Origin of the sequence: Streptomyces sp. NBC_01335, assembly GCF_035953295.1 — a bacterium.
Classification (GTDB): Bacteria; Actinomycetota; Actinomycetes; order Streptomycetales; family Streptomycetaceae; genus Streptomyces.
The window spans coordinates 7,356,884-7,380,923 of the sequence record NZ_CP108370.1; the positions used below are offsets into that span (position 1 = coordinate 7,356,884).

Consider the following 24,040-nt stretch of genomic DNA (forward strand, 5'->3'; position numbering starts at 1 on the left):
GGTGTCTCTCTTCCCCTCTCCTTTCGATGCCCCTTCGGTCCGCCTCGCGACGCTGGCCGGCCTTTCCGAGAAGTTGCTCGGTGCCGGGAGCAAGAACGAGGTCCTCGACCTGATCGGCCAAGCCCTCGCGGTGCCCGAACCGGGCGGCGACCCGGGCGTCCTGGAGGGGCTGGCGAACCTCTACCGCGGCCAAGTGGGCCCCCTCAGCAGTGTGTTCGACCAGGTCGACCGGGTGGGCCGCAAAGGTATTCCGGAGGCATGGGTCGGCGACACGAGCGTCCTCGCCTCCGACGTGGTGAAGGCCGCCGGGCGGTCCGTGACCCAGATGAGCGAGGCGTTCCACGGCAGCGCGACGGTGCTGCTGACGCTGGCCGACGCGATCGGCGCCGCGCAGCGCAAGGACGAGCAGGGCCGCGGACAGTTGCTGGAGCAGAAGCAGATGCTCGGCGGCAAGGACGGGTTCTTCGACAACCTGCACGAGAACGACGACGAGGAGTGGGACCGCAAGAACGCCGCCCACTTCGGTTCCACCGCGGTCGACCTGATGCACGCCGCCGTCTCCGAGGCGCAGGAGGCCACCCGCGTCGCGGCCCGGGACCTGAACAAGTGGGCCGCCGAGGCACGGGCCGGGAAGATGGGGACCAGCGAACTCACCGCCGTCGACAAGCTGATGCTCGCCGACACCGGTGTCGCGGGCGCCGACACCGAGCTGAACGAGATTCTCACGGCCGGCGATCTGGAGCGCGCGTCGACCCGTATGGACCAGCTCAGCCTCGACGACGAGACCGCCATGGAACGGATGCTGGCGAACTCCGACAGTCCGCAGGAACGGGCCTATCTGATGAAGGCGCTGGCCGCGGGCCACAGCGTCGACGAGATCGGGAGGTTCCAGGACAAGATCCACGGCAAGGACCCCGACTGGCTGCGCCGGCACCTCACTCCGGTGGTCACCGCCGGGGACAGCATGAACGACGAGGGCCTGGCGTCGGACGGTTCGAACAACAACAAGGACTTCGTGACGTTCGACGGCCAGCGGTGGATCCAGGGCGGCGACGGCTCCGAGGGCACCTGCGTGGCCTCGTCCACCGTCACCTCCCGCGCCATGGTCGACCCGCTGTACGCGCTCGAACTCACCGGCGGCCCCGACGGGCAGCAGGACGATCCCGACGCCTTCCGGCAGCGGCTGGTGGAGGAACAGCACCGGCTGCACACCGAGGGCGACGGCGGCGAGAACTGGGGCGGCATGGGCCCCGAGGGGCAGGAGCGGATCAACGACTCCACCATCGGCCGTGCCACCGGCAGTGACTACCAGCGCCAGGACCTGGACAACGCCGCCGACCGCAGGGCTGTCCTCACCGAGGTCGAGCGCTCGGTGGCGGAGGGCCGGCCGGTGCCGGTCGACGTCTCGGGCAAGGAGGGCGCCCACGCGATGACCATCATCGCCCAGGAAGGTGACATGCTCCAGGTGTACAACCCTTGGGGCGAGACCACTTGGGTCAGCGAGGACGACTTCATCAACGGCCACATGGGCAAGGCTTCCAACAGTGATCTCCCCAATGCGTACAGCGTCTATCTTCCGCGGTGACCGGGGCGGTGCCGCGGTCGCGGCCGTCGCACTCCTCGCCTTCGCCGCCGCCGGGTGCGACTCGGGCGGCGACGATTCGGGCGGCGGCTCCTCGGGCGTCACCAGCCATTCGGTGAAGGACACCAGCATCACGGCCGAGCCGGGCGAGCGCTTCTCGCTCACCGTCGACCAGAACGCCTCCACCCGCGAGTACTGGTACCTGGTCGATCCCGGGCCCGACAGCGCGGTGCTCGCCGACCGCGGCAAGGAGTACGCGTCGGACTCCGGCGACGAACCGACGCCCGGTGCCGGTGGCAAGCTCACCTTCACCTTCGAGGCCAAGGGCAAGGGGACCACCCGGTTCACGCTGCTGCACTGCACCTTCACCACGTGCCAGGGCAACACCTCCACGCAACCCCCCGAGTCGACCGGACCCTCCGCCACCCCGACCGCGGGGACGGCCTCCTCCGCGGGGACGGCGTCCTCTTCCCCGTCCCCCTCGCCGGCTCCCGAGCGCATCACCTACACCGTCACCGTCAACTGACCGCAGCGCACCAGCCAGCTGGGACGAGATAGCCGAGGCCCGCCATGAACGACGCCCCGTACCCGCCGCACCGCACGGACGACGAGCTGGCCCGGCTCGACATCACCGTCCTGCTGCGTTACGGCCTCACCGCCGGACCCGGCCCCCGGCGCACCGCCCTGACCGGCGACGGTGCCGCGGCCGCGGCCGTCGTCCTGGACCGCCTCGGCACCGAGCCGCGCTCGGTCGCCTTCCTCGCCGACACCGTGCGCGCCGGCGGACTCGCCCGCGCCGCGGAGCTGCCCGAGCCCGTGCCCGGCCGGGAGGCGGCCGTCCTCGTACACGAGTGGCTGCGCACCGGCGCCGAACTCGTGGGCGGGATCGCCGCCGACGACACCGCGGCAACCTGGCTGCGCGCCGTCGCGACCATCATCGAACTGAAGCAGCTGACCCGGGCGCGCGGCTGAAGCGTGTTGCGAAAGCAGCGCTGTCCGCCCGGAGGGCGGGTCCGGCGGCGTCCGGGCCCGAGAGGCTCCCCGGATCCGGGCCGTACCCGCGAAGATCGTCACCGGACGGCAACAGGCCGCGACCGATCAGTCACCCAGCACTTTCTCAGTCGCGGGTGCGAAGGGTCGCCGCGGGGGTCGTGCCGTAGAGCTCACGGTACGCAGCCGCGAAGCGACCGACGTGCGGGAATCCCCAACGCGCGGCTACCTGGGTCACCGTGGACGTGCTGGGGTCGGCGCTCTTCAGTTCGTGGTGGGCGCGGACGACACGCACCTGGCGCAGGTAGCCGAGCGGGCTCGTGTCGGCGTGCCGGCTGAAGGCGTACTGCACGGCGCGCGGGGTGACGAACGCGGCAGCGGCGATGTCGGCCAGGCCTATGGCGCGATGGGCGTTCTCCTCGATGAAGGTCCTGGCCCGGCGCAGGGTGTCGGTGTGGGCGTCGCGGCTGTCGACGCGATGGAAATCGTCCCGGTACGCGGTGCTGGGGAGCGCGGCCAGGGCGACAGCGGCCAGATGCTGGGTGGCGGTGGCGACGACGAGGGGGTCCGGAGGGGTGGGCCCGGTCAGAACCTGGTCGCGGAGGAAGGCCACGGTACTGCCCAACCGACGGTTGGCTCCGACGTCGTGCGCGCGCTGACCCGTGAGACGGACCGGTCCCGGGGCGGAGTGAGCACCTGCGGCGGCCACCTGGCCGAGCACCGCCGGGTCGAACATCGAGATGGTGTAGCGCGCGGAGTGCAGGGCGCCGGTGTAGGGGCGGTCGGGAGGGGCGATGAGGAAGGTTTCGCCTGCGCCGTAGACCTCGTGGCGTCCCTCGGTGGTGTCCACCATGCTGCCGCTGTGCACGGTGATCAGACAGACCTGGCCCAGCGGGTTGGCGGTGTAGGACATGGTGTAGCCGAAGGTGAGGCGGTCGACGGTCAGGCCTTCGGCAGCGGTCCGTACGATGCGCGTCTGCGTGTCGCTGGGCCGGCCGCCGATCCGCATCGGCGTGTAGGCGCGCGACAGGAACTCCTCCGTCGCCTCCAGGCTTCCGCTGTCGAAACGCTCCGTCTTCATCTGTGCCTCCCCATGCGCGCTTCGGCGCGTCATTCCCGCCTCAGCGTACGACGCCGCCGCACGCGGCTCGCGGGCGCCGCGGGGTTGGCGCGGGGTCCAGCGGTGACCGCTCGGGAACATCGGCCCGTGACCGGCGATCCCTCCACAGGCCGGCCCGTGGTTCCGACGGGTGAGCGGCAACAGCTACGGCACCTCGCCGCGCTGTCCGAACGTCCGCGTACATCCCGTGTGCGAACGCCCCTCCGCCGTGCGGAGCACCGCATCCGACGCCGCACACCGGCCCGTCAGGAACCACGGGACGGCCTTCAGGGTCGGAAAACGAAGTGCCAAAGCCTCTGCCGCGAAACACCGGTCACCAAGCGCGGACACGTGGGTGTGCGGCGGGAGGGCGAGGGCATCCGTCGGGGCGGACGGCCCACCACGGCAGGGCCGGCCGTGGCATCCACGCACCGAGAGAGGTTTGCAGTGCTCACAGCTCACACCGCCCGGCACAGCAGTGGGCGGGCCGAGGTCACGGCGTACCAGGATGTACAGGGTGGTCGATGCGTGCTGTATGCGCGGGGGGTTTTCGACATGGCGACCACTGGCGTCCTCGACGAAGCCGTGGGCCGGGCGCGGGTTCCCGACATCGTGATCGATTGCTCCGCCGTCACCTTCGCCGATCTCGCCTTTCTGCGCGCGCTGTCCGGCAGCGGATCCGAGGGCACGCGCATAGAGGTGGTCGCACCGTCCCTGGCCGTACGGCGCCTCCTCGACGTCACGGAAACCACCAGCCGCTTCCTCGCGGCGGGACATCCTCGTTCGGTGTCATGGAGTGCTCCCGTGCGGACCCCGCGCGCACCGGCGAACTGAACGCCCGACATTCCGGGGCCCGTGCCGGGAGGACGACATCGGATTCCTCCCGCAGGGGAGAGGACGGACGCAGGCGATGCGACGACCGGTTCGAGCCGCCGGATCCACGGCGGAGAGCCTCAGGAGAGAGGAAGGACGGCTTCGATGCTCTTTCCGGTGGCGGTCGGGGTCACCGACAGGCTCTTCGACAGGCGGGCGACCATGGGCCAGCCGTAACCACCCACGGTGTACCGGCCGGGGGTGCGTGAGCGGGTGACGGGAAGCGCGGTACTTCCATCGCTGACCGACAGGAACAGTTCGTCGCCCGCGATCCACGCGGAGAACGCGGTGAGCCCTCCGCCGTGCAGGTACGCGTTGGTGACCAGCTCGGAGGTCACCAGGAGGGCATCGGCCCACACGACGCCGTCCCTGCGGCCGTCGCCGGGAACACACTGCTCACCGAGCAGTACCTCGACCTGCTCGCGGGCGTCAGCCGCGCTCGCCGGAAGGGCGGTGCAGGTATCCAGGACGCTTGCGAGTTCTTCGTTCACACCGCCTCCACTGTCCGTCTGTAACGTCTCGCCGCTCCCACATGCCCGCCGATCCTGGAAGTACGCAGTTCGGCGTTCATCTCGTGACCGGGATTTCCCGAGCGGTGATCCCTGCCGGGTACCCCGGGGGTGGCGAGGCGCGGCCGATGGCGCCGCCGACTGCCGAACCAGGGACTGCCCGCCCACCGGCCCCGGGGCCGCCGGTATCACTGAACGTGGGGGCCCGGCAGCCGGGGCCCCACGCTCACGGGAATCACGCCACCGCTCCGCAGCGCCGCTCCTGCCCGCTCGGCGGTGTGAGGCCCTGTGTCGAAAGTCCCGCCTGTCCGGCGACGCCCGGCACGCACGCTCGCCCTGTTGTCTGGATCGCCCCGATACATCCAGTATCGGGGTGACCATCCGCCGTGCGATCGCACGCACCGGACGCCGCCGGACCCGCCCTCCGGGCGGACGGCGCCACTTTCGACACACGCCCTACGCGAGGCCGGGCACCAACTCCGACGGAACGAATCCCGATTCGCCCAGCCGCAGCCACAGCGCGTCCGGGACGGGGAACCGCGCCGCCGCCGCGTTCGCCGTGACCTCGGCGGCCGACCGGCAGCCGACGACGACCGACGCGACGGCCGGATGCAGGGAGGGGAACTGGATCGCCGCCGCGGCGAGCGGCACTCCGTACTCCGCGCACAGGTCCCGGCACCGGCGCGCGCGGGCCAGGGCCTGCTCGGGAACGGGACGGTAGTTGAACATCGCGCCGGGGGAAGGGTCCGCGAGGAGACCGGTGTTGAAGACCCCGCCGACGACGACCGAGGTGCCGGTCCGCACGCACAGCGGCAGCAGCGTTCCCAGCGCGTCGTGGTCCAGGAGCGAGAACCGGCCCGCGATGAGGACGACGTCCACGTCGAACTCCGCCACGTACGCGGCGAGCGGGGCACTGTTGTTCATGCCGAAGCCGATCGCCCGCACCAGTCCTTCGTCCCGCAGCCGGCGCAGTGCCGGGTAGGCCGTGCGCCGGACCTCCTCCGGAAAGGCGTCCGCGTCGTGCAGATAGAGGATGTCGACCGACGACCGGCCCAGGCGGTCCAGGCTCGACTCCAGGGACGCGCGGATGCCGGACTCCGTCCAGTCCGTGACGACCTCGCCCGGCGAACCGTCGGGCTTCGGCCGCAGCAACCAGCCCGTCTTCGTGGAGATCAGCGGCGCCGTGACGCCCGCCGGAGCCAGCAGGCGGCCGAGCCTGTCCTCGGCCTGACCGTGCCCGTAGCGCGGTGCCGTGTCGAAGTACGTGATCCCCTCGCGGGCCGCGGCCTCCAGCGTGGCCGCCGCGGCCGCCTCGGTCACCTCCTCGAACAGGCCTCCCAGCGGGGCGGTTCCGATGCCCAGGCGGGGCAGGTCGAAGGGCAGTCGGCCGGTCATCGCGCCTCCTCGCGGAACGGGGTGCCGCAGGTGGGCCGGGTGCCGCGCAGGGTCATCGTCAGGGTCAGCCGCAGCTGGGTGCCTCCGGGCAGTTCCACGCGGCAGTAGGGGCCGCCCACGTCCTCGACGGGGCCGTCGTCGACCTGCGCGGTGTGCACCGCGTGTTCGGCGAACGAGCCCGCCTGCACCACCAGCGAGCGCGCGGTGCCACCGAGGTTGACCAGTTCCACGACGGTGCGCTCGGGACGGATGTCGGAGACGAGCGCCGCGACGTCCGCGGGCAGTCCCGGCCGCTGCCCGGCGGCGTCGTAGTAGCGCAGATGCATGTGGGTGAGGCCCCCGTTGTAGAGCACCTGCGGCGAGCCGGTGGTCAGCTGCAGCAGCGCCTCCGTGACCACGGGGTTGAGGTTCTGCCAGTGGTGGATGTCGAGAACGCCGGGGCCCGCCGCCGGGTCCACCGTGTCGTTCTCGATGGCGTCGACGCGCTCGGCGCAGGAGTCGAGGGCGCTGCGCAGCATGCGCTCGGGGAAGCCAGGGTTGCGGCCCTGGAGGAACTCGTACCACGGCTCCTCGTGGCCGGCCTCGTCCTTGATGCGCTGGGTGTGCACCGTCGTCCAGTCCCAGTTGGCGCCCGCACGCAGCCGCTCGATCCGTTCCTGGTCCTGGTCCTCTCGGCTGAAGTGCCACAGCGAGAGCGGAAGTTGACCTGGCATCACGGTGAAGTCGAACCAGCCGGAGTCGTTGTGCCGCTGCGGGACCATCAGCGTCCGGTCGGCATCCATCGCGCGCAGATGCGGATTCCAGCGCTCGCCCAGGGTGCCCCGGCCGTCGGCGCCGCGCTGCTCGCCCTGGCGCAGTACGGCGTCGAGCGGGTTGCGGGCCAGGTCGAGGTAGGCCGAATCCCCGCTCAGCAGGGCCGCGTTCGAGGCTCCGACCAGGGTGGCGCTGCCCACGGGGGAGAGGCCGTGCGGCCAGGACCAGCCGTAGTGCGCGCCGTACCACCGGCCGCCCAGGTACTCGCCGACCTTGCCGCTGAGGCCCGCGTTGTCGGGGACGACGTCGTGTCCGTCGAGCCGCTCGTGCCAAGCGCCCACGTACTCGGTCACCCAGTCCGCGTAGCGCTGCTCACCGCTGAGGAGGAAGGCGTTCGTGGCCAGTCCCGTCGCGGCCAGATTGACGATCGTGTCACCGCGCCCCATCCGGTCCCACATCGCACGGCCGTAGGAGCGGGCGCGCTCGGGGTCGGCCGCGAGCTGGTCGAAGGAGGTGACGTCGCCCATCGCGTCGAGCGGCAGCCCGTACGGGCGCAGGGCGAGGCTCCACGGGAAGTACGGCTCCTCGTCGCTGAATCCCTCGCGCGGCCCCGCCGATCCGTTGTGCGGTGCGCGCACGACCCGGTGATCCGGATCGTAGTTCGGGCCGCCAGGAAGATAGAAGTCGGCGAAACCGCTGGCCAGTTCGCGCAGTCGACGGTCATGGGGGTCGGCCAGGCACAGGCCGTAGAAGAGCAGCAGGCCCTCGCCCTGGTGGAACCAGTCGTATCCGCGCTCCAGCCCGCCCCGGAGCATGCCCATCTCGGTGAGCTGCGCGGACACGCCGCTCCAGTGCCGCCGCGCCGCCGTCAGGAGATCCGCGCTGCCGCCGAGGACGTACAGCGTGGGCCAGTTGAAGAACGGCTCGTAGAAGTCGTCCACGCCGTCACGGCCGTCCGGGCCGACGCCGAGCGTGTCCCGGAAGACGAGGCGGCCGTCACCTTCGGTGTAACGGTCGGAGAAGAGCCGCCAGGCTCTGTCCTGAAAGGCGAACAACTCCCGCTGGAGCACGGCCCAGCGAGGCACTTCGGTCAGGGTGCGGGTCGCCCGGAGACGGGGACCGGGCACGGCGCCGGCCGTCATATCCCCACCCCTGTCACCGTGTTCGAGCCACTGGTCCGTCGGTCCCTGGACATCAAGAACATCCGCCCTTCACAATCGACCATCGATAGCCGATGGTTAGACTCACCGGCGCGAGTCGGCCTGTCAATACTCGGGAACGGCACCTCAGGAGGATCCCGACCGTGATCGACTGCCATGTGCACCTGTGGGACCCGGCGCTGGGATTCCCATGGATCCACCCGGGAAGCGTCCATGACCGGGCGTTTCGCATCGAGGACCTGGAGGCGTCGACGGGGGACGCCGCCCCGACCGGCGCGATCCTGGTCGAGGGGTCCCGCGGCGACGCCGGCGAGACGCTTGACCTGCGCGCATGGCGGACCAGCCGCCCCGACCTCGTCGCGGGGTACGTGGGAAATCTGCACGTCCACAGCGACGGCGGCCCCCGGCGCTTCCGCGCCCTGCTGCACGATCTGGGCGACACCCGCCCGAACGGCATGCGCCTGGGCGGTGCGAGCTGGGCGGACTGCCCGGAGTCCGCCCGTGCGCTGGTGCCGGAACTCGCCTCCGCAGGGTTGGTGTTGGAGCTCAACCTGGGATCCGGGGCGCTCCGGTCGGCGGCCCGGGTGGCCGCCCGGCATCCGGAACTCACCGTGGTCGTCGACCATCTCGGCAACCCGCCGAACCTCCGCCTCGACCCCGGGGAGTGGTACCGGGACCTGGAGCGGGCCGCCTCGGCGCCGAACGTCGTCGTCAAGATCTCCGGCCTGCTCACCCAACAGCACGGCGTGCCGCCGGAACGGATCGCGGAGCTGGTCAGGCACGTGGTGGGTGCGCTCGGCCCCGACCGGTGCCTCGTCGGTTCCGACTGGCCGATCTGCCTGCCGCGCGGCAGCCGCGCCGACTCCCTGGAGCTCTCCTGCCTCGGGCTCGACCACCTCCCGGACGACGAGCGCCGGCGGATCCTGCACACCAACGCCGTCCGGGTGTACGGACTTCGAGGCTGACACCCGGTCTTCGTGGTTGACACCCGGGCCTTCGCGGTGACGCCGTCCTTCGTGGTTGACACCCGTCGGACCACCTTGATTCGATTCCCTCGATGATCGATAGACGATGAAAAACTCCTCGGGCCGGCCGGCCCGACTTCGACGATGCGGAGATGCGACATGGCCTTGTTCGACCTGCCCCTGGAGGAGCTGGAGCGGTACCGCCCGGTTCTGGACGAGCCCGACGACTTCGACGCGTTCTGGCGCGAAACCCTGTACGAACAGCGGGACTTCGCTCCCACCGTGACGTTCGAACCGGTCCACAACGGTCTCGCCACCATCGACACGTACGACGTGACGTTCGCCGGATACGGCGGGCACCCCGTACGCGCCTGGCTGCACCTGCCCGTCACCCGCTCCGGGCCGCTGCCCGCCGTCGTGGAGTACCTGGGATACGGCAGCGGACGCGGGGCCCCGCACGAGAAGCGGCTGTGGGCCTGCGCGGGGTACGCGCACTTCGTGATGGACACCCGGGGACAGGGCGCCGAGACGCCCGACCCCGACCCGGCCTCCGGCGACATCGCCGCGCCCGGCTTCCTGACCCGCGGGGTGCTCGACCCGCGGCGCTACTTCTACCGACGGCTCTACACCGACGCCGTCCGGGCGGTGGCCGCCGTACGCACGCATCCCTCGGTCGACCCCACGCGCGTCACGGTCACCGGAACCAGCCAGGGCGGCGGCATCGCACTGGCCGCGGCGGGCCTGGTCCCGGACCTCGTGGCCGTCATGCCGGACGTGCCGTTCCTGTGCCACTTCCCGCGCGCCACCACGATCACCGACAAACCGCCGTACGCCGAGGTCACGCAGTTCGTGAAGCTGCACAGGGAGCACGCGGGCACGGTCGCCCGCACGCTGGCGTACTTCGACGGCGTCATCCTGGCCCGCAGGGCGAACGCGCCGACCCTGTTCTCGGTCGGGCTCATGGACCACATCTGCCCGCCCTCGACGGGGTACGCGGCGTTCAACCACTACGGCGCCGAAGCCGGGGTCGACCAGGCCGACAAGCACATACGCGCCTACCCGTTCAACGACCACGAAGGCGGAGGTCCCACGCACGAGGTCGTGAAACTCGACTGGCTGGCCAAGCAGCTGGACGGCCCGGCCCGGTGATTTCCGGGGACCGTACCCCCGTGCATACCCCATCTAGATTCCATCGATAGACGATGAGCGCGTACCATGACACAACTGGTTCGCCCGTCGCAGGATTGGGAATTCATGGCATCGACCGCGTCGGCTGGATTCGTCTCCACGCTGGCCACGAACAAGGACCGGTTCCGCAAGACCCTGATCTCGGATCAGGTCTACGAGCTGCTCCGCCAGGCCGTCGTCGACGGCGATCTCGGACCGAACGAGCGCGTGGTCGAGTCGGAGATCGCCCGGCGTCTGGGGGTGAGCCAGGCTCCGGTGCGCGAGGCGGTCAAGCGCCTGGCCCGTGAGGGCCTGCTCATGCACGTCCCGCGCCGCGGCCACTTCGTCGTCGAGATCTCCGCACAGGACGCCGAGTACGCCCGGCAGGTGCGCGAACCGCTGGAGCGGCTCGCCGCGCGGCTCGCCACCGAACACCTCACCGACGACCACCTCCGCGAACTCGACGCGCTGGTCGAACGGATGCGGGACGCCGTCGCCGCGAGCGACGTGAGCCTGTTCCGCGACGCCGACATCGAGTTCCACACCCTGGTCAGCCGGATCGCGGGCAACCCGTTCCTGGCCCGGATGTGGGAGGTCATCGAGCCGAGCCTGCGGACCCTGCGAGCCATCTCCGACCCCCTCTTCGAGGGTGACTGGAGCGCCATGGCGGAGGAGCACGGCCGGCTCGTCGGACTGTTGCGGTCCCGCGACGCCGAGCTGGCGGCCGAGGCGTTCGCCGACCACGCGGCCGGCCGCGGACCGGTCCCGGACGCGCGTGAGGTGAAGCGGAAACCGCGCAGGGCCGTAGCCAGGAAGTAGCTGCAACCCCAGCGCCAGGAGGGCCCGAGCCGGACATCCGGCTCGGGCCCTCCTGCGTCGGGGCGTGGTCCCGGGACTACGGGAGCGCACTCAACGGACCGCCCCCGCAACCCACTTCGGCGCCCCGTACTGGTAGGCGCCGAGGCTCGGCACCGTATCCGTCGAGCCGTCGTTGATGCCCGGCAGCGCGATCGCCTGGCCCCGGGCAGGGGAGTCGGCGGTCAGCCGGAAGTCGTGCCCGGCCGCGTCGACGAAGAGCGGATCGGTCTCCGCGGGGAGGTTGTTCGAGAGCACGAGCCCGCCGTCGGTGGCACCCGTCAGCCCGCGAATGGCGCCGACGTTGTTGTAGATCTTCGTTCCGGTCGACTGCCCCGGCTCCTTGACGTAGAAGAGGGTCATCCCGCCGGTGTTGTTGTACACCCCGTTGTCGTGCGAGCCGGTGCCCAGACCGTTGAGCATCACCGTGCCCTCCCGGTTGCCCCAGCCCACGTTGTTCGCGATCACCAGGTCGCTCTGCCCGTTGTCGGCGTAGATGCCCGAGACCCCGAAGGTGGTGAGCGTCGTGGCCGGCTCCGGATCGTGCAGCACGTTGTGGTCGATGGACGTCCCCATCATGTAGGCGCTGCAACAGGTGTAGATCGCGGCGACGTCCAGGCTGAGGCGGGCGTACCCCGAGATGTCGTTGTACGCGATCAGGTCCTTGCCCGGGGTGAGGCCCTCCACCGTGTTCCACTGGAGGTTGATGCCGCTCCGGCCGACCCGGCTGATCGTGTTGTGGGTGACCGTCTGGCTGTTGCCCTGCACGGCGATGCCCGCCGCGTACGTCCCCATGTAGTCGACGTCGTGGATCACGTTGTTCGTGGCGGTGTTGTTCTGCCCGCGCAGGGCGATGCCGTTGCCCGCGCTCAGCGACAGATCACTGTTCGCGATCGTGTTGTACGTCCCGTCGAGGACGATGCCCGTGTCGCCGACGCCGCGCGTCACCGTGCTGCCGCAGTCCGTCGCGCCGCGCGTGATGTCGGTGTAGTGCGACAGATACGTGCCGTTGATCGCGTCCAGCGTCACGCCCGTGCTGGTCGGTCCCGTCCTGATGGTGGAGGCGAACAGCCCGACGCCTTCCACGGTCGTGTGACTCGCGGCCGTCAGGTCGAAGGCCAGGGTGCGGGTCTTCGCCTCGACGGTGTGCGCGGCCGGGTCGTCCTCGCTGTAGAGGTACAGACGCTTGGCGGTGGGGTCGTAGAACCACTCGCCCGGGCGGGAGAGCTCACCGATCTTTCCGGCGAGGGCGTACCGCGTCTCCTTCGGCACGACCTTGTGCACGCACGGGGGCGCCACGTCGAGCGTCACCGAGCCGACGGCCGAGCTCTGCACCGTGCCGGTCGCCGAGATGTACCAGTAGCCGGTCAGGGCCCGCGCACCGTCCCAGTACCCGGCGGGCCGGGTCAGGGCCGGGTCGGTGATCGTCGCGTCCGCGCTCCCCGTGTCGGCGTACTGCAGCGTGGGATCGAGCAGGTCGAGCCCGGGGTAGGGCCACTGCGCCTCGACGCCCGCCTTCTTGTCGGTGAAGACCTGCACGGTCGTCACGTCGGAGCCCAGGTCGGCGGAGGTGCTGTAGACGTGTCCGGCCGCCACCGCGGCGCTGAACGCGGAGTTCTGGGCGTACGGATCGCTCTCGGCGATCTCCGCGACGTCCGCGCCGGTGACGGGCGAGAAGCCCTGCACCGGCGCGGTTCCGCTCAGCGTCACCGTCGCCCCCGGCGCCGCCCGGTAGGTGATCGGCAGCGCGGCGGTGCCCGACCGGGCCGGTACGACGGTCTCGGCGTACGTACCCGACTGGATCAGACAGGTGTCCCCGGGCTGCATGACGTCGGCGCACCGCTGGATGTGCTGGAACGCCTGGCCCGCGGTGGTGCCCGTGCGGGAGTCCTGGCCCGACGGAGCGACGTAGTAGACCGCGCCCGCCTGGGACTTGTGCGGATGCGGGTGCGCGGCGGCCGGAACTGCGGCCGTCACCACGGCGAGCGAAGCGAGCAGGGCTGCTGCGGACCACAGGCCCGTACCGGGGCGTGGCCACCTTCTCCTCGACACTGAATGGTCCTTTCTCCGGAGGGAAACGATGCGTGCGCTCATCCCTTCACCGCGCCCACCGTCAGACCGCTGATGATGTGGCGCTGCATGTAGATGAAGAAGATGATCACGGGTGCGACGGCGAGCAGAAGGTTGGGGAACACCTTCGTCAGATCGGTGGAGTACTGGCTGATGCCCGCGTAGATCGCCGTCGTCACCGTGTAGTGACCGGACGACGGGCTGAGCAGGATCTGCGGTGAGATGAAGTCGTTCCAGATCCCGATGGAGTTGAGGATCAGGACGGTGACGACCGCCGGACGCATCAGCGGGAAGATGATGGTCCAGAAGGTCCGGTAGCGGCCCGCGCCGTCGATCGTCGCCGCGTGGTCGATGTCCACCGGGATCGCGCGGATGAAGCCCACGAAGAGGAAGATGCTGACGGGCAGCGTCGAGGCCACGTCGTGCGCGACCAGGCCGGTCACGGTGTTGGCGAGGCCGACCTCGCGCAGTACGTAGATCACCGGGATGATCACGGCGGCCCCGGGGATGAAGGTGCCGGCCAGGAAGTACAGCAGCACCAGCTGCGTCCGCTTCTTGAGACTGCGGGCGATCGCGTACGCGGCCGGTCCCGCCAGCGCGATGCACAGGACGTCCACGGCCACGACGAGGAAGAGCGTGAAGCCGTAGCCGCCGATGACGTTGTACTGCGGATTGCTGATGGCGGCGGACATGTGCTCGAAGGTCAGACCGCTCAGCGGGATCGAGAACGGGCTGTCGAGGATGTCCTGTTGGGACTTGAAGGCGTTCACGACGAGCAGGTACACCGGCACGATCATGACGACGAACAGCAGGCCGAGGAGTACCCGGCGCAGGGGCGAGCCGGCTTCCCGCCGTTGTGCCGGAGAGACCTCGGGGGCGGAGACCGGTGAGGTCCGCGGCCTGTCGTGGACCCTTGGTTCAGTGACGACCACCATCGGCTCCTAACCGGTCGCAGCTTGGTCTTGGCGGTTGCGCAGCGCGGTCACGACGAGGGCGAGCGCGGCGGAGACGACCATCAGGAAGACCGCCTGGGCCGTCGCGTAGCCGACCTTGGTGCCCTCGAAGGACCGGGCGAGAATGAGATAGGTGAAGGTCTGCGTCGAACCGGCCGGACCGCCGCCGGTGAGGCTGACCACGATGTCGTACGCCCTCAGCAGGCCGACCAGGTTCAGCACGGTCGCCACGGTGACCACGGGCGCGATCATCGGGATCACGATGCGCAGATTGATCTGCCGTCTGTTGGCGCCGTCGATCGCCGCCGCCTCCAGGAGCTCGGCCGGAACGGTCTGCAGGGCGGCCACGAACAGGACGACGTTGAAGCCGAATCCGGCCCACACGATGACGCCGATCAGGGTGTACAGCGCGAACTTCTCGTCGAAGAGGAAGCCGATCGGCTCCATGCCGAACTTGGCCAGCGTGTTGTTGATCGCCCCGTTCGTGCCGAGGATCGCCGCCCACAGATAGCCGAGGATCAACGCGCTGATCACGTGCGGGAAGTAGGCGACGGCGCGGAAGAACGAGTTCGTACGGGACTTGGCCTTGAGGATCAACGCGTACACCAGGCCGGCGCCCACCATCAGGGCGGTGCCGATCGAGGTGATCAGCGCCGTCACGTACCAGGCCTGTGTCGAACTCGGGTCGTCGAAGAGGTGCTTGTAGTTCTCCCACCCGATGAGCTTCGCGGTGGAGAAGCCGTCCCAGTCCGTGAAGCTGAGGTAGACCGCCACGCCCACGGGAACGATCGTCAGCACCGTGTACAGGAGCACGGCCGGGCCCATCATGCCCAACGTGACGGCGGCCTCGCGGAAGCGGGCCCGTCTGCGGCCGGAGTCCGCGCGCGGGGACGCGGCGACGGAGCGCCGTGCCCGCGGCGTCAGTTCTGCGAGTTCCACCACTTGTCCAATCCGCGCGCGGCATCCTTCGCGGAGGTGCCCGTGTACAAGGACTGGATCTGCGTGTTGAGCTCGCCGCTGAACCCGGCGAGCGGCTTGTTCTCACCGGCCTTCACCAGCACCGACGGCGTCGCGTCGAGGATCTTCTGCACCGCGGTTCCGAGGCTGGACATCGGATAGCTGAAGCCCGCGCGCAGATTGCCGTCCGCGGCGAGCTGGCTGCGGATCGCCTCCTTGTCGGTGACCAGCCACTTCACGAACTCGATCGCCTCGGCCTTGTGGTGCGACTGGTTGACCACCGCGTAGGGGTTCGAGACGTTGCCGAACTGGCCGGACGGGTAGGCGCCGTCGGTCGGCATCGTGAAGACACCGATCCCGTCGCTCTTCTTCGCCGCGTCCGCCGCGGGCACGAAGAAGGAACCCATCATGTACATCGCCGACTTGCCGTTGAGGAAGGCTGTCTGCCCGTCGGCGTACGTCAGCCCCAGCGCGCTCTTCTTGAGGTACCCCTTGTCGATCCACTCCTCGTAGTGCTTCAGGTACGGCACATAGCCGCTGTCGGCGAAGGAGACCTTGCCGTCGTTGCGCTGACTGGTCCACTGCGGGTTCTCGGTGAGCACGCCGGCGTCGGCCATCATCGAGAACTGACCGCCCGTCACCCACTGGCCGGCGGTCTGCAGCGGCTCGTAGCCCGCCGACTTCAGACGGCCCATGGCGGCGGTGAACTGGTCCAGCGTCCGGATCTCCGTCGCGTCCACGCCGGCCTTCGCGAAGGCCGCCTTGTTGTAGAAGACCAGCGACTGGATCTGCTCGCCCACGCCGACCATGTACGTCTTGCCGTCGACGGCGTACTGGTCGGCCAGCGGAGTGCTCTTCGCCCACGGCTGGTCGGACAGGTCGGCGAAGAGCTTGGCCGTCTCGGGGGCCAGGTCGATCTGCTGGGCGATGTCGGGCGGGTCGCCGGCCGCGAGGTCCTGGGTGAGCTTGGCGTTGGCCGTAATGGTGCCCGTCAGCTCCAGCTTCACGTGCACGCCGGGGTGGCTCTTCTCGTAGGTGGCGAAGAGGCCCTTCCAGTACTGCTCCGTCAGGTTCGGCGAGATGTTGACGATGATGCGGAGGGTGGTGCCCCCCGCGGCCTCGTCGGACCCGCTCCCGCCGCAGGCGACGGCGGTTGCCATCACCAGCGGAGCCACGGCGAGTGCGGAGGCTCGGTGCCACTTGGTTCTCATCGGACACGCTCCATTGCGTAGTCATGAATAATCGATAGCCGACGTGCAGCGCAGGCGTTCGTTCGGATTCGGCAGGAAGGAGAGGGGGATGCGGGGCCCGAACGGTGCGGGCGGCTCCTGGTAGGCGTCGTTCCAATCGCCTATCGATAGCTGATGCTAGGGGCGGCATCCCGCATGTTCAAGGGTGCTGCCGAAACCGCTTGCTCCGGTCGTCCTGCGGCCCGATCGCGCACCTGCGGTCCGTCATCAGTTCAACTCCTCTTCCTCCAGGAAGAGTTCGATCACCGGCAGCAGCACGTCGGGCCGCGCGACGGGCAGGGTCAGGGTCAGGGTGCCCGGCGGCTGGCTCGGCGGAGCGAGGTTGTTGTGCTCGTGACGGGCGCCGTCGACCTCGTGGAAGGCGATCTCCGAACCGTCGTGCAGCAGTTGGGCATAGCGCACCCGCCCGGCCAGGCCGGGAAGGTGGAGGTGCCGGAGCGGCCAGGCGAGCAGGTGCAGATACAGGCGGCGGCCTGCCTGCGTGTACAGGGCGTTCGCCGGCGGCCGGAAGGAGGAGGGCCCCGCACCGTGCACGGCGCGGGCGTGCGGGGCGCTCCACTCCGCGATGGCCCGCAGGGTGTCCCGCGCCCGCCGGTCGAGCGAACCCCTGCCGTCGGGACCGACGTTGAGGATCAGATTGCCGCCGCAGGAGACCGACTGGACCAGCATGCGCACCAGCTGGGACGGGTCCTTGTAGTCGTGGTTGTCGCGGTCGTAGCCCCAGGACCCGTTGAGGGTGTGGCACGCCTCCCACGGCACCGGTACGCCGTCGCGCTCCAGCGGCCGGTCGGGCTGGTACTGCTCGGGCGTCACGTAGTCGCCGGGTATGCCCAGCCGGTCGTTCACGAGGATGCCGGGCCGCAGCTCGCGGACCGTCTCCATGAGCTCCTTCGCCCCCCACTGCTCGGGCCCCATGCCGGGGTACGTGAAGTCGAAGAAGAGCAGGTCGACATCGCCGTAGTTGGTGAGCAACTCGCTTACCTGGCCCCGCATGTAGGCCCGGTAGCCCGCCAGGTCCGCCGTCTTTGCTCCGTCCGCCGAGCCGCGCAGCGGATGGTGCTCGTCGACCGGGAAGCCGGGGTGGTGCCAGTCGAGCAGCGAGTAGTAGAGGCCGACCCGCAGGCCCTCGGCGCGCATCGCCTCGGCGAACTCGGCCACCAGGTCCCGGCCGGCCGCGCGCACCGAGGTGTAGTCGGTCAGCGACGAGTCGAAGAGACAGAACCCGTCGTGGTGCTTGGCGGTGAGCACGGCATAGCGCATCCCCGCTTCCCTTGCCTCCCGGGCGAGTTCGCGCGCATCGAAGCGGTCCGGGTCGAAGCGCTCCAGGTAACGGTCGTACGTGGCCTGGGACATGGCCTCCCGGCTGCGTACCCATTCGTGCCGCGCGGCGAGGCTGTACAGGCCGAAGTGGACGAACAGGCCGAAGCGCGCGGTCTCGAACCAGCCGCCGGACGCAGTGGGCACGGAGGTCTCCTGACGGATTGACAGCACTAATCGATAGGAGGTTATCTACCATCGATAGGCGATGATGTCACTGGTGTTGCGCGCGGAGAACGCGCGCGGAGAGGCACGGACATGAACCCGAGCAGCAACCAAGGAACGTCCGCAGCGGGGGAGACCCTGATCTACGAATCGATGCGGTCACCGGTCCACACCTCGTCCTTCCGGAGACCGACACGGCGGATGGTGGACGCACTCGCGGACGTGAGCGCGGCGACCGCCTGCGCGAAGCTGCACCAGATGGGCATCACCCGGACCTTCATCGACGGGCCCGTTCCGCTGCACCGGGAGCCGGACGTCAAGGTCACCGGAGGTGCGGTGACCCTCCAGTTCCTTCCGCAGCGGGAGGACGTCTTCAACGGTGCCGAACAGGAGGACATCGAGCGCAAGACCCCGCTGTGGGGCGTGCTGGAGTCGATCCGCCCCGGCGACGTGCTGGTGATCGCGGCGCAGGGGAGCCACTTCACCGGCTGCCTCGGCGACATGCTGGTGCGCTACTTCAAACTGCGCGGCGGCGCCGGGATCGTCGTGGACGGACGGGTGCGGGACGCGGCCCGGATCAGGGCCCTCGGCGTGCCGGTCTGGTGCACCGGAGTCACTCCGCACTACGCCTCGCAGACCGAGCTCTTCCCCTCCGCGTTCAACGTGCCGGTGGGCGTCGGCGGCACCCTGGTCACCCCCGGGGACCTGATCGTGGCCGACGAGGACGGCGCCGTGGTCGTACCGCAGGACCGGGCGGTCCCGCTGGCCGAGGACTCGCTGCTGCACCAGGACCGCGAGGCGTTCGCACGCCGCCGCCTCGACGAGGGCGGCCTCCTCTCCGACTACTACCCGCTCACCGGTGAGGGGCTGGACGAGTACCTGGCGAGCAGGGCGGCGACCTGACCGACCGCGCCGTCCGTACGGGGGGACGAAGAGGCCCCGTACGGACGGCGCGGTCGGCACGGTCCTACCTCAACGGAGGCCGTAGTAGAGGGAGTTGTGCGCGGTGTCCGGAAGGTAGAGCACGTCGTGACCGTCCGAGTCGCGTCGCACCGCGAGCCGGTCCGCGCTCACGCCCGGCGCGGCGGACTGCGCGGTCCAGGCCCCGTCCGCCGACTGCGTCGCGGAGTAGACCCGGTCGGTGCCCGAGGTGGTCACGTAGTAGACCCGCTTGGTGTCCGTCTCGTCCCAGGTGATGCCGAGGGCGGCCGCGGTCTGCCCGCCGGCGTACACGATCTTCTCGACCCAGTCGCTGCCGCTCGGATAGGCGTAGTACACGCGGAAGTTGCCGCCGCTGTCGGCCGAGCGGTAGCGGTAGGCGACCTTCGGGGTGGAGCCGTCGAGGGTGAGCTTGGCGCTCTGCACCGCCGGACCGGTGTAGGCGTTGTCGATGCTCCACTCCTCGCCCGCGGTGAGGTCCTGGATCACGTCGGAGGTGGCGGGCGTGACCGGGGTCGTGACGGTCGCGCCCGTACTGTCCGCGAAGGCGCCGGTCGACGGGTCGTAGGTCAGGTACGAGAGCTGGTGGCGGAACGCGGTCGCCGGCGCCTTCGCCCACTCGAAGAGGATGTGGACGCGTCCGGAGGCGTCCACCGTGATGTCGTCGGGGTACACCGAGCGGTTCAGCGCGCCGGCGAAGGTCGCGACGGTGCTCCAGCTGGAGTTGGCGTTGTCCCAGCGGTACAGCTTGCCGGGGCGCTGGTCGGAGCCCGCACCGACCCGGGCCGCCAGATACAGGTCGCCGTTGGGCGCGGTGGTGATGACCGGGTAGGTGATACCCACGCCCTGGTCGGGCAGTTCGGACGCGTGGTCGGTGACGTCGCCGCCGGGGGCCTCGGTGCGGAAGTAGCGCCAGGCGTTGGCGTGCATGGAGGTGAAGACGTGCAGCCGTCCGCTGCCGTCCCGTGCGATCGACGGCTGGTTGTGCCCGTTGTCGTCGGCGAACTCGGCCTGCTGCCCGTCGCTGTTCAGCAGCGGCAGCCTGCTCCAGACCCCGTCCGGGTCGCGCCGTGCGATGGCGGGCCGGTGCGTCGCGGCCGTCGATCCCGGCTCGTCGAAGGCGAAGTACGTGTACTGGCCGCGGCCCTTGTACGTGGCCACCGGCGTCCACCAGGCGGCCTGGTTCGACGAGTCCATCGTGTACGGGACCTTCTCGATCACCGTCGCCGCGGCTGCCGTGCCCTGCGCGGTGTCGGCCCCGGCGGCCGGTACGGGCAGGAGGAGGGCGGCCAGGGCCGTGGCCGAGGCGGTGTACGTGCGTGCCGTGGGACGTCGCATGATGAGCTCCTTTGCTCTTCGCGGATGCGGGCGTGCAGATGACGCGGACGGAGGCGGCCCGAAGGCCGGCCGGCCGCGGCCGTCGTACGGGGTGGGGTACGGGGCGGGACCCGGCGCAAGCGTGCGGTGTTCGCCGGGCCCGGAATCCGGCGCCATGGCCTCTCGCGCGGACCGGGTGGGCGCGCGGGGCCTCAGTGCCTGCGGACAGGGTGCGCGCGGGGCCTCAGCGCTTGATGAACGCGGCGACCTCCTCGCCGGCCTGCTTCATCGCGTCCTTCGGCTTCGCCGTGCCGACGAGGACGGCCTGCACCTGCTTGGCGACGGCCTCCTCGATCTGGGAGTTCTGCGCGAACTGCCAGAACGGGCTGCCGGTCGCCGTCTTGGTGATCTTGCTCGTCCACTCCATGGAGAAGGTGTCCTTGGCGACCTCGGGGGCGGCGAGACCCGCGGTGGTGGACGGCGGCAGCGCGCGCTCGGTGAAGTACCGGGAGGTGGTGGCCAGGTCGGTGGTGGTGTGCAGCGCGAACTCCGTCGCCGCGTCCTGGCCCTTGCCCTTCACGATCGCGATCACGCCGCCCCACAGCAGCGCCTGCGGTGTGTCCCCGGCCTTGAGCACGGGGCGTTCCATCGGCTGCATGGCGTCGGCCAGCGTCTTGTCCTTCGACTGGGCGGAGGTCACACCCTTGCCGATGATCGCGTCGTCGTAGAAGGCGGCCTTGCCCTGCCCGAACAGGGCGCGCGCGTCGAAGCGGTCGACGTCGGCGGCGATCAGCTTGTCGTCGTGCAGCTTCTTGTACCAGGTGACCGCGTCGATCGAGGCGTCGTCGCCTATGGTGACCTTCCCGTTGTCGAGCAGCTTGCAGCCGAAGGTCTGCATCCACGGGAAGATGTCCTTGAGCTGCGCGACCTTGGTGGCGGCGGCGTACGGCACGACACCGCCGCCGAGCCCCTTCAGCTCCCGCAGCGCGGCCTCGAACTCCTCGATGGTGGTGGGGTGCTCCTTGATCCCGGCCTTCGCCAGGAGCTTGGAGTTGGCGATCACACCGATCGATCCGGTGTTCCACGGCAGCCCGTACTGCGTTCCGTCGTACGTACCGCTGTTCAGCGCCACGTCCGTGTAGCCGCCCTTGCCGGCCACCGGGCCGAGGTCGGCCAGCTTGCCCATCTGCGCCATCGCGGCGAGCCAGGCGATGTCGAGGTGCACCGCGCCGGTCGTCTCCCCGCCGCCCAGCTTGAGGGTGAGCTGGCTGAGGTACTCGTTGTACGGGTACGACACCGCGCGGATCTTGGAGTTCTGGGACTTCTCCCATGCCGCGATGATCTTCTCGATCGACGGCTTGGCGGCTTCCTCGTTGAGCGACCAGGAGCTGAAGTCGAAGTCCTTGGACTTCGGGTCGCCGCCGTTGGTGGTGGAGCCCGCGCCGGACGGAGCGCAGGCGCTGAGCACACCGGCGCCCGCCAGACCGAGCGCGCCGATGCCGAACATGCGCAGCGCGCCGCGACGGCTGATGCCAGAGGTGGTCATGATCTCTCCATGGGGGAGTGTGCGGGAGGGGAGGTACGTGCGGGCGCGGGACGGCCCCGCGGGGTCAGCTCTTGACCGAACCGGCGGTCATGCCGCCGACGAGATAGCGCTGCAGGAACATGAAGGCGACGACCACCGGGATGGAGACCACGAGCGACGCCGCCATCAACTGGGGCCAGGAGGTCTGGAACTCGCCGATGTAGGTGGAGACGAGGCCGGGAGGCAGGGTCTGCTTCTCCTTGTCCGCCAGGGTCAGCGCGAAGATGAAGTCGTTCCAGCCGCGGACGAAGGCGAAGAGCCCGGCGGCGACCATCCCGGGCGCGGCCAGCGGCGCCACGATGGAGTGCAGCGTCCGCCACCGGGAGGCGCCGTCGATGGACGCCGCTTCCAGCAGGGCGTCCGGGATGGTGTCGAAGATGCCCTTCAGCATCCAGACGCACAGCGGCATGGTGAACGTGGTGAAGGAGAGCACCAGCGCGGTGTACGTGTTGAGCATGCCGAAGCTGGAGAAGACCGTGTACAGGGTCACCAGCAGCAGCGCCTGGGGGAACATCTGGGAGGCCAGCACCAGGTGCATCAGCGACCGCCGCCCCCGGTAGCGGAACTTGGAGAACGAGTAGCCCATGTACGTGGCGACCACCACGCTCAGCACGGCGGTGATCGAGGCCACGATGAGCGAGTTGACCATGTACTTGATCAACTGGTCGTTGTCGGCCAGGGCCGTGAAGTTGTCGAGCGTGAGGTCGGTGGGTATCAGCTTCGGCGGGAACTGGAAGGTCGACTCGGGGGTGCTCAGCGCGGTGGCGAGCAGCCAGTAGACCGGCAGCAGACCGAAGGCGCCGATGACGACGACCGCACTCCAGGCGGCGATCCGCGAGCGCAGCAGGTCCTTGCGCATGCGGCGCCGGGTGCTGCCCCCGGCCCGGGTGGCGGACGATCGGGGCCGGTCCACGGCGGACAGCGGGGTGGAGGTGGTGGAGGTCATCAGGCGTCGCCCTTCCGCTCGGTGATTCTGAGGTAGACGACGACGAGGAGCAGCAGGAGCAGCATCCACAGTCCGCCCAGTGCGGTGGCCCGGCCGATGTCGAAGCCCTTGAACGCGGTCTGGTAGACGGCGGTCGCGAAGGTCTCGGTGGTGCCGGCCGGTCCGCCGCCGGTGAGCACGTAGATGGTGTCGAAGTGCTGGAAGTTCCAGATGAACTCCAGCAGGAGCACGATCGAGGCGACACCGCGGATCTGCGGCCAGGTGACGTTGAAGAAGCGCCGGACCGAGCCCGCGCCGTCCATCGAAGCCGCCTCGTGCAGCTCCTTGGGCACGGTCTGCAGACCGGCCAGCAGCATCACCATCATCCAGGGGAAGCTGGCCCAGGTCTTGGTGACGATGACGGCGAGCATCGCGGTGCCGGGCTGACCGAGCCAGGCCACCGACTCCTCGATGATCCCGGCCTTCATGAGGACGCCGTTGAGCACCCCGTAGTTCGCGTTGAAGATCCACATCCAGAGGAAGGAGACCACCACGCCCGGGATCACCCAGGGGAACAGGAACAGGCCGCGCAGGAAACCACTGCCCTTGAGCCCGGTGTTCAGCGCGAGCGCGAGCGCCAGGCCGAGCACGAAGGGGACGAGCGTGGCGCCGACGGTGAAGACCAGCGTCTGCTTGAGGATGGTGAGGAAGTCGCCGTCCAGCCAGTACGTGAAGTTGTCCAGGCCGACGAACTCCCGGCCCGGCAGCCGCAGATCCTGCTTGAAGAAGCCGGTGAACAGCGCCGACAGCAGCGGGTAGAAGATGATCGCCGCGAAGAGGGCGAGTCCCGGAGCGGTCAGCAGCAGGGCGAACGCACCGTTGGAGAGCCGTCCGCCGGTCCGTTGACGGGGCGGGGGCGCCTTCTGGGGAGGTGCGGCCGTACTCATGGGTCTGTCCTCTCAAACGGTGGCGGGAGCGCCGGGGCCCTGGGCGAACACCAACCCTGCTCCAGTGAATACAAGTTGCAGCATGCGGGATCGTTCTCCATATCGTGCGATGGAGTCAACCCTTTTGGTTGGTGAATCGCCGTTTCTGTGCGGGGCCGGCGAACTCGCGCCACCTGCTCCGAACGTGCACGTCGGCGCGCGGCCGGGTAGGCCGGCGGCCGCAACGGAACTTACAACGAATCCCACTGACTGAACAGTGGTTGCACA

21 protein-coding genes are annotated in these 24,040 nt (G+C 69.7%); 8 read left to right on the plus strand and 13 right to left on the minus strand.

What is annotated here, in order from left to right; all coding sequences use genetic code 11:
- Nucleotide 1: 1 nt before the first annotated feature.
- From OG599_RS31360 to OG599_RS31370, 3 genes are read left to right on the plus strand one after another with little or no spacing between them, the layout of a single operon-like run.
- Complete coding sequence (locus OG599_RS31360) at nt 2–1,585, plus strand: peptidoglycan-binding protein (RefSeq protein WP_327179347.1); 1,584 nt, start codon at nt 2–4, stop codon at nt 1,583–1,585.
- Nucleotides 1,557–2,108 carry a protease inhibitor I42 family protein gene (locus tag OG599_RS31365; RefSeq protein WP_327179348.1) on the plus strand — a complete coding sequence of 184 codons (552 nt, stop codon included), beginning with the start codon at nt 1,557–1,559 and terminating at the stop codon, nt 2,106–2,108. The genes OG599_RS31360 and OG599_RS31365 overlap by 29 nt, the downstream gene beginning before the upstream one ends.
- A gap of 44 nt (nt 2,109–2,152) precedes the next feature.
- Nucleotides 2,153–2,554, plus strand: coding sequence for a hypothetical protein (locus OG599_RS31370; protein ID WP_327179349.1), 402 nt, complete (start codon nt 2,153–2,155; stop codon nt 2,552–2,554).
- Between the two features lie 145 nt (nt 2,555–2,699).
- Here the strand turns inward: OG599_RS31370 and OG599_RS31375 are convergent, their stop codons facing one another.
- A complete protein-coding gene (locus tag OG599_RS31375) occupies nt 2,700–3,653 on the minus strand; it encodes a helix-turn-helix transcriptional regulator (RefSeq protein WP_327179350.1) in 954 nt (317 codons plus the stop codon).
- 573 nt (nt 3,654–4,226) lie between these two features.
- On the opposite strand from OG599_RS31375, the gene OG599_RS31380 reads away from it, so the two are divergent.
- The gene (locus OG599_RS31380) at nt 4,227–4,505 is read left to right on the plus strand and encodes a hypothetical protein (protein ID WP_327179351.1); all 279 of its coding nucleotides are present in this window, start codon (nt 4,227–4,229) and stop codon (nt 4,503–4,505) included.
- Between the two features lie 119 nt (nt 4,506–4,624).
- Here OG599_RS31380 and OG599_RS31385 read toward each other — a convergent pair whose 3' ends face one another.
- The 3 genes from OG599_RS31385 to OG599_RS31395 all read right to left on the minus strand — a co-directional run bounded on the left by OG599_RS31385 (nt 4,625) and on the right by OG599_RS31395 (nt 8,286).
- Nucleotides 4,625–5,035: an ATP-binding protein gene (locus tag OG599_RS31385; protein WP_327179352.1), complete on the minus strand. Its 411-nt coding sequence runs from the start codon at nt 5,033–5,035 to the stop codon at nt 4,625–4,627.
- 474 nt (nt 5,036–5,509) lie between these two features.
- Nucleotides 5,510–6,448 carry an aldo/keto reductase gene (locus OG599_RS31390; protein WP_327179353.1) on the minus strand — a complete coding sequence of 313 codons (939 nt, stop codon included), beginning with the start codon at nt 6,446–6,448 and terminating at the stop codon, nt 5,510–5,512.
- Complete coding sequence (locus OG599_RS31395) at nt 6,445–8,286, minus strand: hypothetical protein (RefSeq protein WP_327179354.1); 1,842 nt, start codon at nt 8,284–8,286, stop codon at nt 6,445–6,447. Before OG599_RS31395 ends, OG599_RS31390 begins: the two co-directional genes overlap by 4 nt.
- 218 nt (nt 8,287–8,504) lie before the next feature.
- On the opposite strand from OG599_RS31395, the gene OG599_RS31400 reads away from it, so the two are divergent.
- The 3 genes from OG599_RS31400 (at nt 8,505) to OG599_RS31410 (ending at nt 11,312) form a co-directional block, all read left to right on the plus strand.
- Nucleotides 8,505–9,326 carry an amidohydrolase family protein gene (locus OG599_RS31400; RefSeq protein ID WP_327179355.1) on the plus strand — a complete coding sequence of 274 codons (822 nt, stop codon included), beginning with the start codon at nt 8,505–8,507 and terminating at the stop codon, nt 9,324–9,326.
- Between the two features lie 159 nt (nt 9,327–9,485).
- On the plus strand, nt 9,486–10,475 hold the full coding sequence (locus OG599_RS31405) for an acetylxylan esterase (protein WP_327179356.1): 990 nt from the start codon (nt 9,486–9,488) through the stop codon (nt 10,473–10,475).
- A 105-nt stretch (nt 10,476–10,580) separates the two neighbouring features.
- Nucleotides 10,581–11,312, plus strand: a complete 732-nt coding sequence (locus OG599_RS31410) for a GntR family transcriptional regulator (protein ID WP_266714545.1) — start codon at nt 10,581–10,583, stop codon at nt 11,310–11,312.
- 90 nt (nt 11,313–11,402) lie between these two features.
- On the opposite strand, the gene OG599_RS31415 is transcribed toward OG599_RS31410, so the two are convergent.
- The 5 genes from OG599_RS31415 to OG599_RS31435 all read right to left on the minus strand — a co-directional run bounded on the left by OG599_RS31415 (nt 11,403) and on the right by OG599_RS31435 (nt 18,042).
- A complete protein-coding gene (locus tag OG599_RS31415; protein ID WP_327179357.1) occupies nt 11,403–13,400 on the minus strand; it encodes a right-handed parallel beta-helix repeat-containing protein in 1,998 nt (665 codons plus the stop codon).
- A gap of 38 nt (nt 13,401–13,438) precedes the next feature.
- Nucleotides 13,439–14,353, minus strand: coding sequence for a carbohydrate ABC transporter permease (locus OG599_RS31420; protein WP_327179358.1), 915 nt, complete (start codon nt 14,351–14,353; stop codon nt 13,439–13,441).
- 6 nt (nt 14,354–14,359) lie between these two features.
- The gene (locus OG599_RS31425) at nt 14,360–15,310 is read right to left on the minus strand and encodes a carbohydrate ABC transporter permease (RefSeq protein ID WP_327179359.1); all 951 of its coding nucleotides are present in this window, start codon (nt 15,308–15,310) and stop codon (nt 14,360–14,362) included.
- Nucleotides 15,292–16,539, minus strand: coding sequence for an ABC transporter substrate-binding protein (locus OG599_RS31430; RefSeq protein WP_266714537.1), 1,248 nt, complete (start codon nt 16,537–16,539; stop codon nt 15,292–15,294). Before OG599_RS31430 ends, OG599_RS31425 begins: the two co-directional genes overlap by 19 nt.
- Nucleotides 16,540–16,785: 246 nt before the next feature.
- Entirely contained in the window at nt 16,786–18,042 is a 1,257-nt protein-coding gene (locus OG599_RS31435; protein ID WP_327179360.1) for an alpha-L-fucosidase, read from the minus strand.
- 111 nt (nt 18,043–18,153) lie between these two features.
- Here OG599_RS31435 and OG599_RS31440 point away from each other — a divergent pair, with 111 nt between their 5' ends.
- On the plus strand, nt 18,154–18,963 hold the full coding sequence (locus tag OG599_RS31440; protein WP_327179361.1) for a ribonuclease activity regulator RraA: 810 nt from the start codon (nt 18,154–18,156) through the stop codon (nt 18,961–18,963).
- 69 nt (nt 18,964–19,032) lie between these two features.
- Here the strand turns inward: OG599_RS31440 and OG599_RS31445 are convergent, their stop codons facing one another.
- The 4 genes from OG599_RS31445 to OG599_RS31460 form a co-directional block, all read right to left on the minus strand.
- Nucleotides 19,033–20,337 carry a BNR-4 repeat-containing protein gene (locus OG599_RS31445; RefSeq protein ID WP_327179362.1) on the minus strand — a complete coding sequence of 435 codons (1,305 nt, stop codon included), beginning with the start codon at nt 20,335–20,337 and terminating at the stop codon, nt 19,033–19,035.
- A 223-nt stretch (nt 20,338–20,560) separates the two neighbouring features.
- Nucleotides 20,561–21,862, minus strand: a complete 1,302-nt coding sequence (locus tag OG599_RS31450) for a sugar ABC transporter substrate-binding protein (protein ID WP_327179363.1) — start codon at nt 21,860–21,862, stop codon at nt 20,561–20,563.
- Between the two features lie 64 nt (nt 21,863–21,926).
- Complete coding sequence (locus OG599_RS31455) at nt 21,927–22,847, minus strand: carbohydrate ABC transporter permease (RefSeq protein WP_266714508.1); 921 nt, start codon at nt 22,845–22,847, stop codon at nt 21,927–21,929.
- On the minus strand, nt 22,847–23,773 hold the full coding sequence (locus OG599_RS31460) for a carbohydrate ABC transporter permease (protein WP_266714506.1): 927 nt from the start codon (nt 23,771–23,773) through the stop codon (nt 22,847–22,849). Before OG599_RS31460 ends, OG599_RS31455 begins: the two co-directional genes overlap by 1 nt.
- Nucleotides 23,774–24,040: the final 267 nt, after the last annotated feature.

Bases quoted from the DNA above. Each gene is read 5' to 3' on its own strand.
- OG599_RS31365 (WP_327179348.1), top strand. From the start codon at position 1,557: ATGCGTACAGCGTCTATCTTCCGCGGTGACCGGGGCGGTGCCGCGGTC.
- OG599_RS31370 (WP_327179349.1), top strand. From the start codon at position 2,153: ATGAACGACGCCCCGTACCCGCCGCACCGCACGGACGACGAGCTGGCC.
- OG599_RS31375 (WP_327179350.1), bottom strand. From the start codon at position 3,653: ATGAAGACGGAGCGTTTCGACAGCGGAAGCCTGGAGGCGACGGAGGAG.
- OG599_RS31380 (WP_327179351.1), top strand. From the start codon at position 4,227: ATGGCGACCACTGGCGTCCTCGACGAAGCCGTGGGCCGGGCGCGGGTT.
- OG599_RS31390 (WP_327179353.1), bottom strand. From the start codon at position 6,448: ATGACCGGCCGACTGCCCTTCGACCTGCCCCGCCTGGGCATCGGAACC.
- OG599_RS31405 (WP_327179356.1), top strand. From the start codon at position 9,486: ATGGCCTTGTTCGACCTGCCCCTGGAGGAGCTGGAGCGGTACCGCCCG.
- OG599_RS31410 (WP_266714545.1), top strand. From the start codon at position 10,581: ATGGCATCGACCGCGTCGGCTGGATTCGTCTCCACGCTGGCCACGAAC.
- OG599_RS31420 (WP_327179358.1), bottom strand. From the start codon at position 14,353: ATGGTGGTCGTCACTGAACCAAGGGTCCACGACAGGCCGCGGACCTCA.
- OG599_RS31430 (WP_266714537.1), bottom strand. From the start codon at position 16,539: ATGAGAACCAAGTGGCACCGAGCCTCCGCACTCGCCGTGGCTCCGCTG.
- OG599_RS31440 (WP_327179361.1), top strand. From the start codon at position 18,154: ATGAACCCGAGCAGCAACCAAGGAACGTCCGCAGCGGGGGAGACCCTG.
- OG599_RS31445 (WP_327179362.1), bottom strand. From the start codon at position 20,337: ATGCGACGTCCCACGGCACGCACGTACACCGCCTCGGCCACGGCCCTG.
- OG599_RS31450 (WP_327179363.1), bottom strand. From the start codon at position 21,862: ATGACCACCTCTGGCATCAGCCGTCGCGGCGCGCTGCGCATGTTCGGC.
- OG599_RS31455 (WP_266714508.1), bottom strand. From the start codon at position 22,847: ATGACCTCCACCACCTCCACCCCGCTGTCCGCCGTGGACCGGCCCCGA.
- OG599_RS31460 (WP_266714506.1), bottom strand. From the start codon at position 23,773: ATGAGTACGGCCGCACCTCCCCAGAAGGCGCCCCCGCCCCGTCAACGG.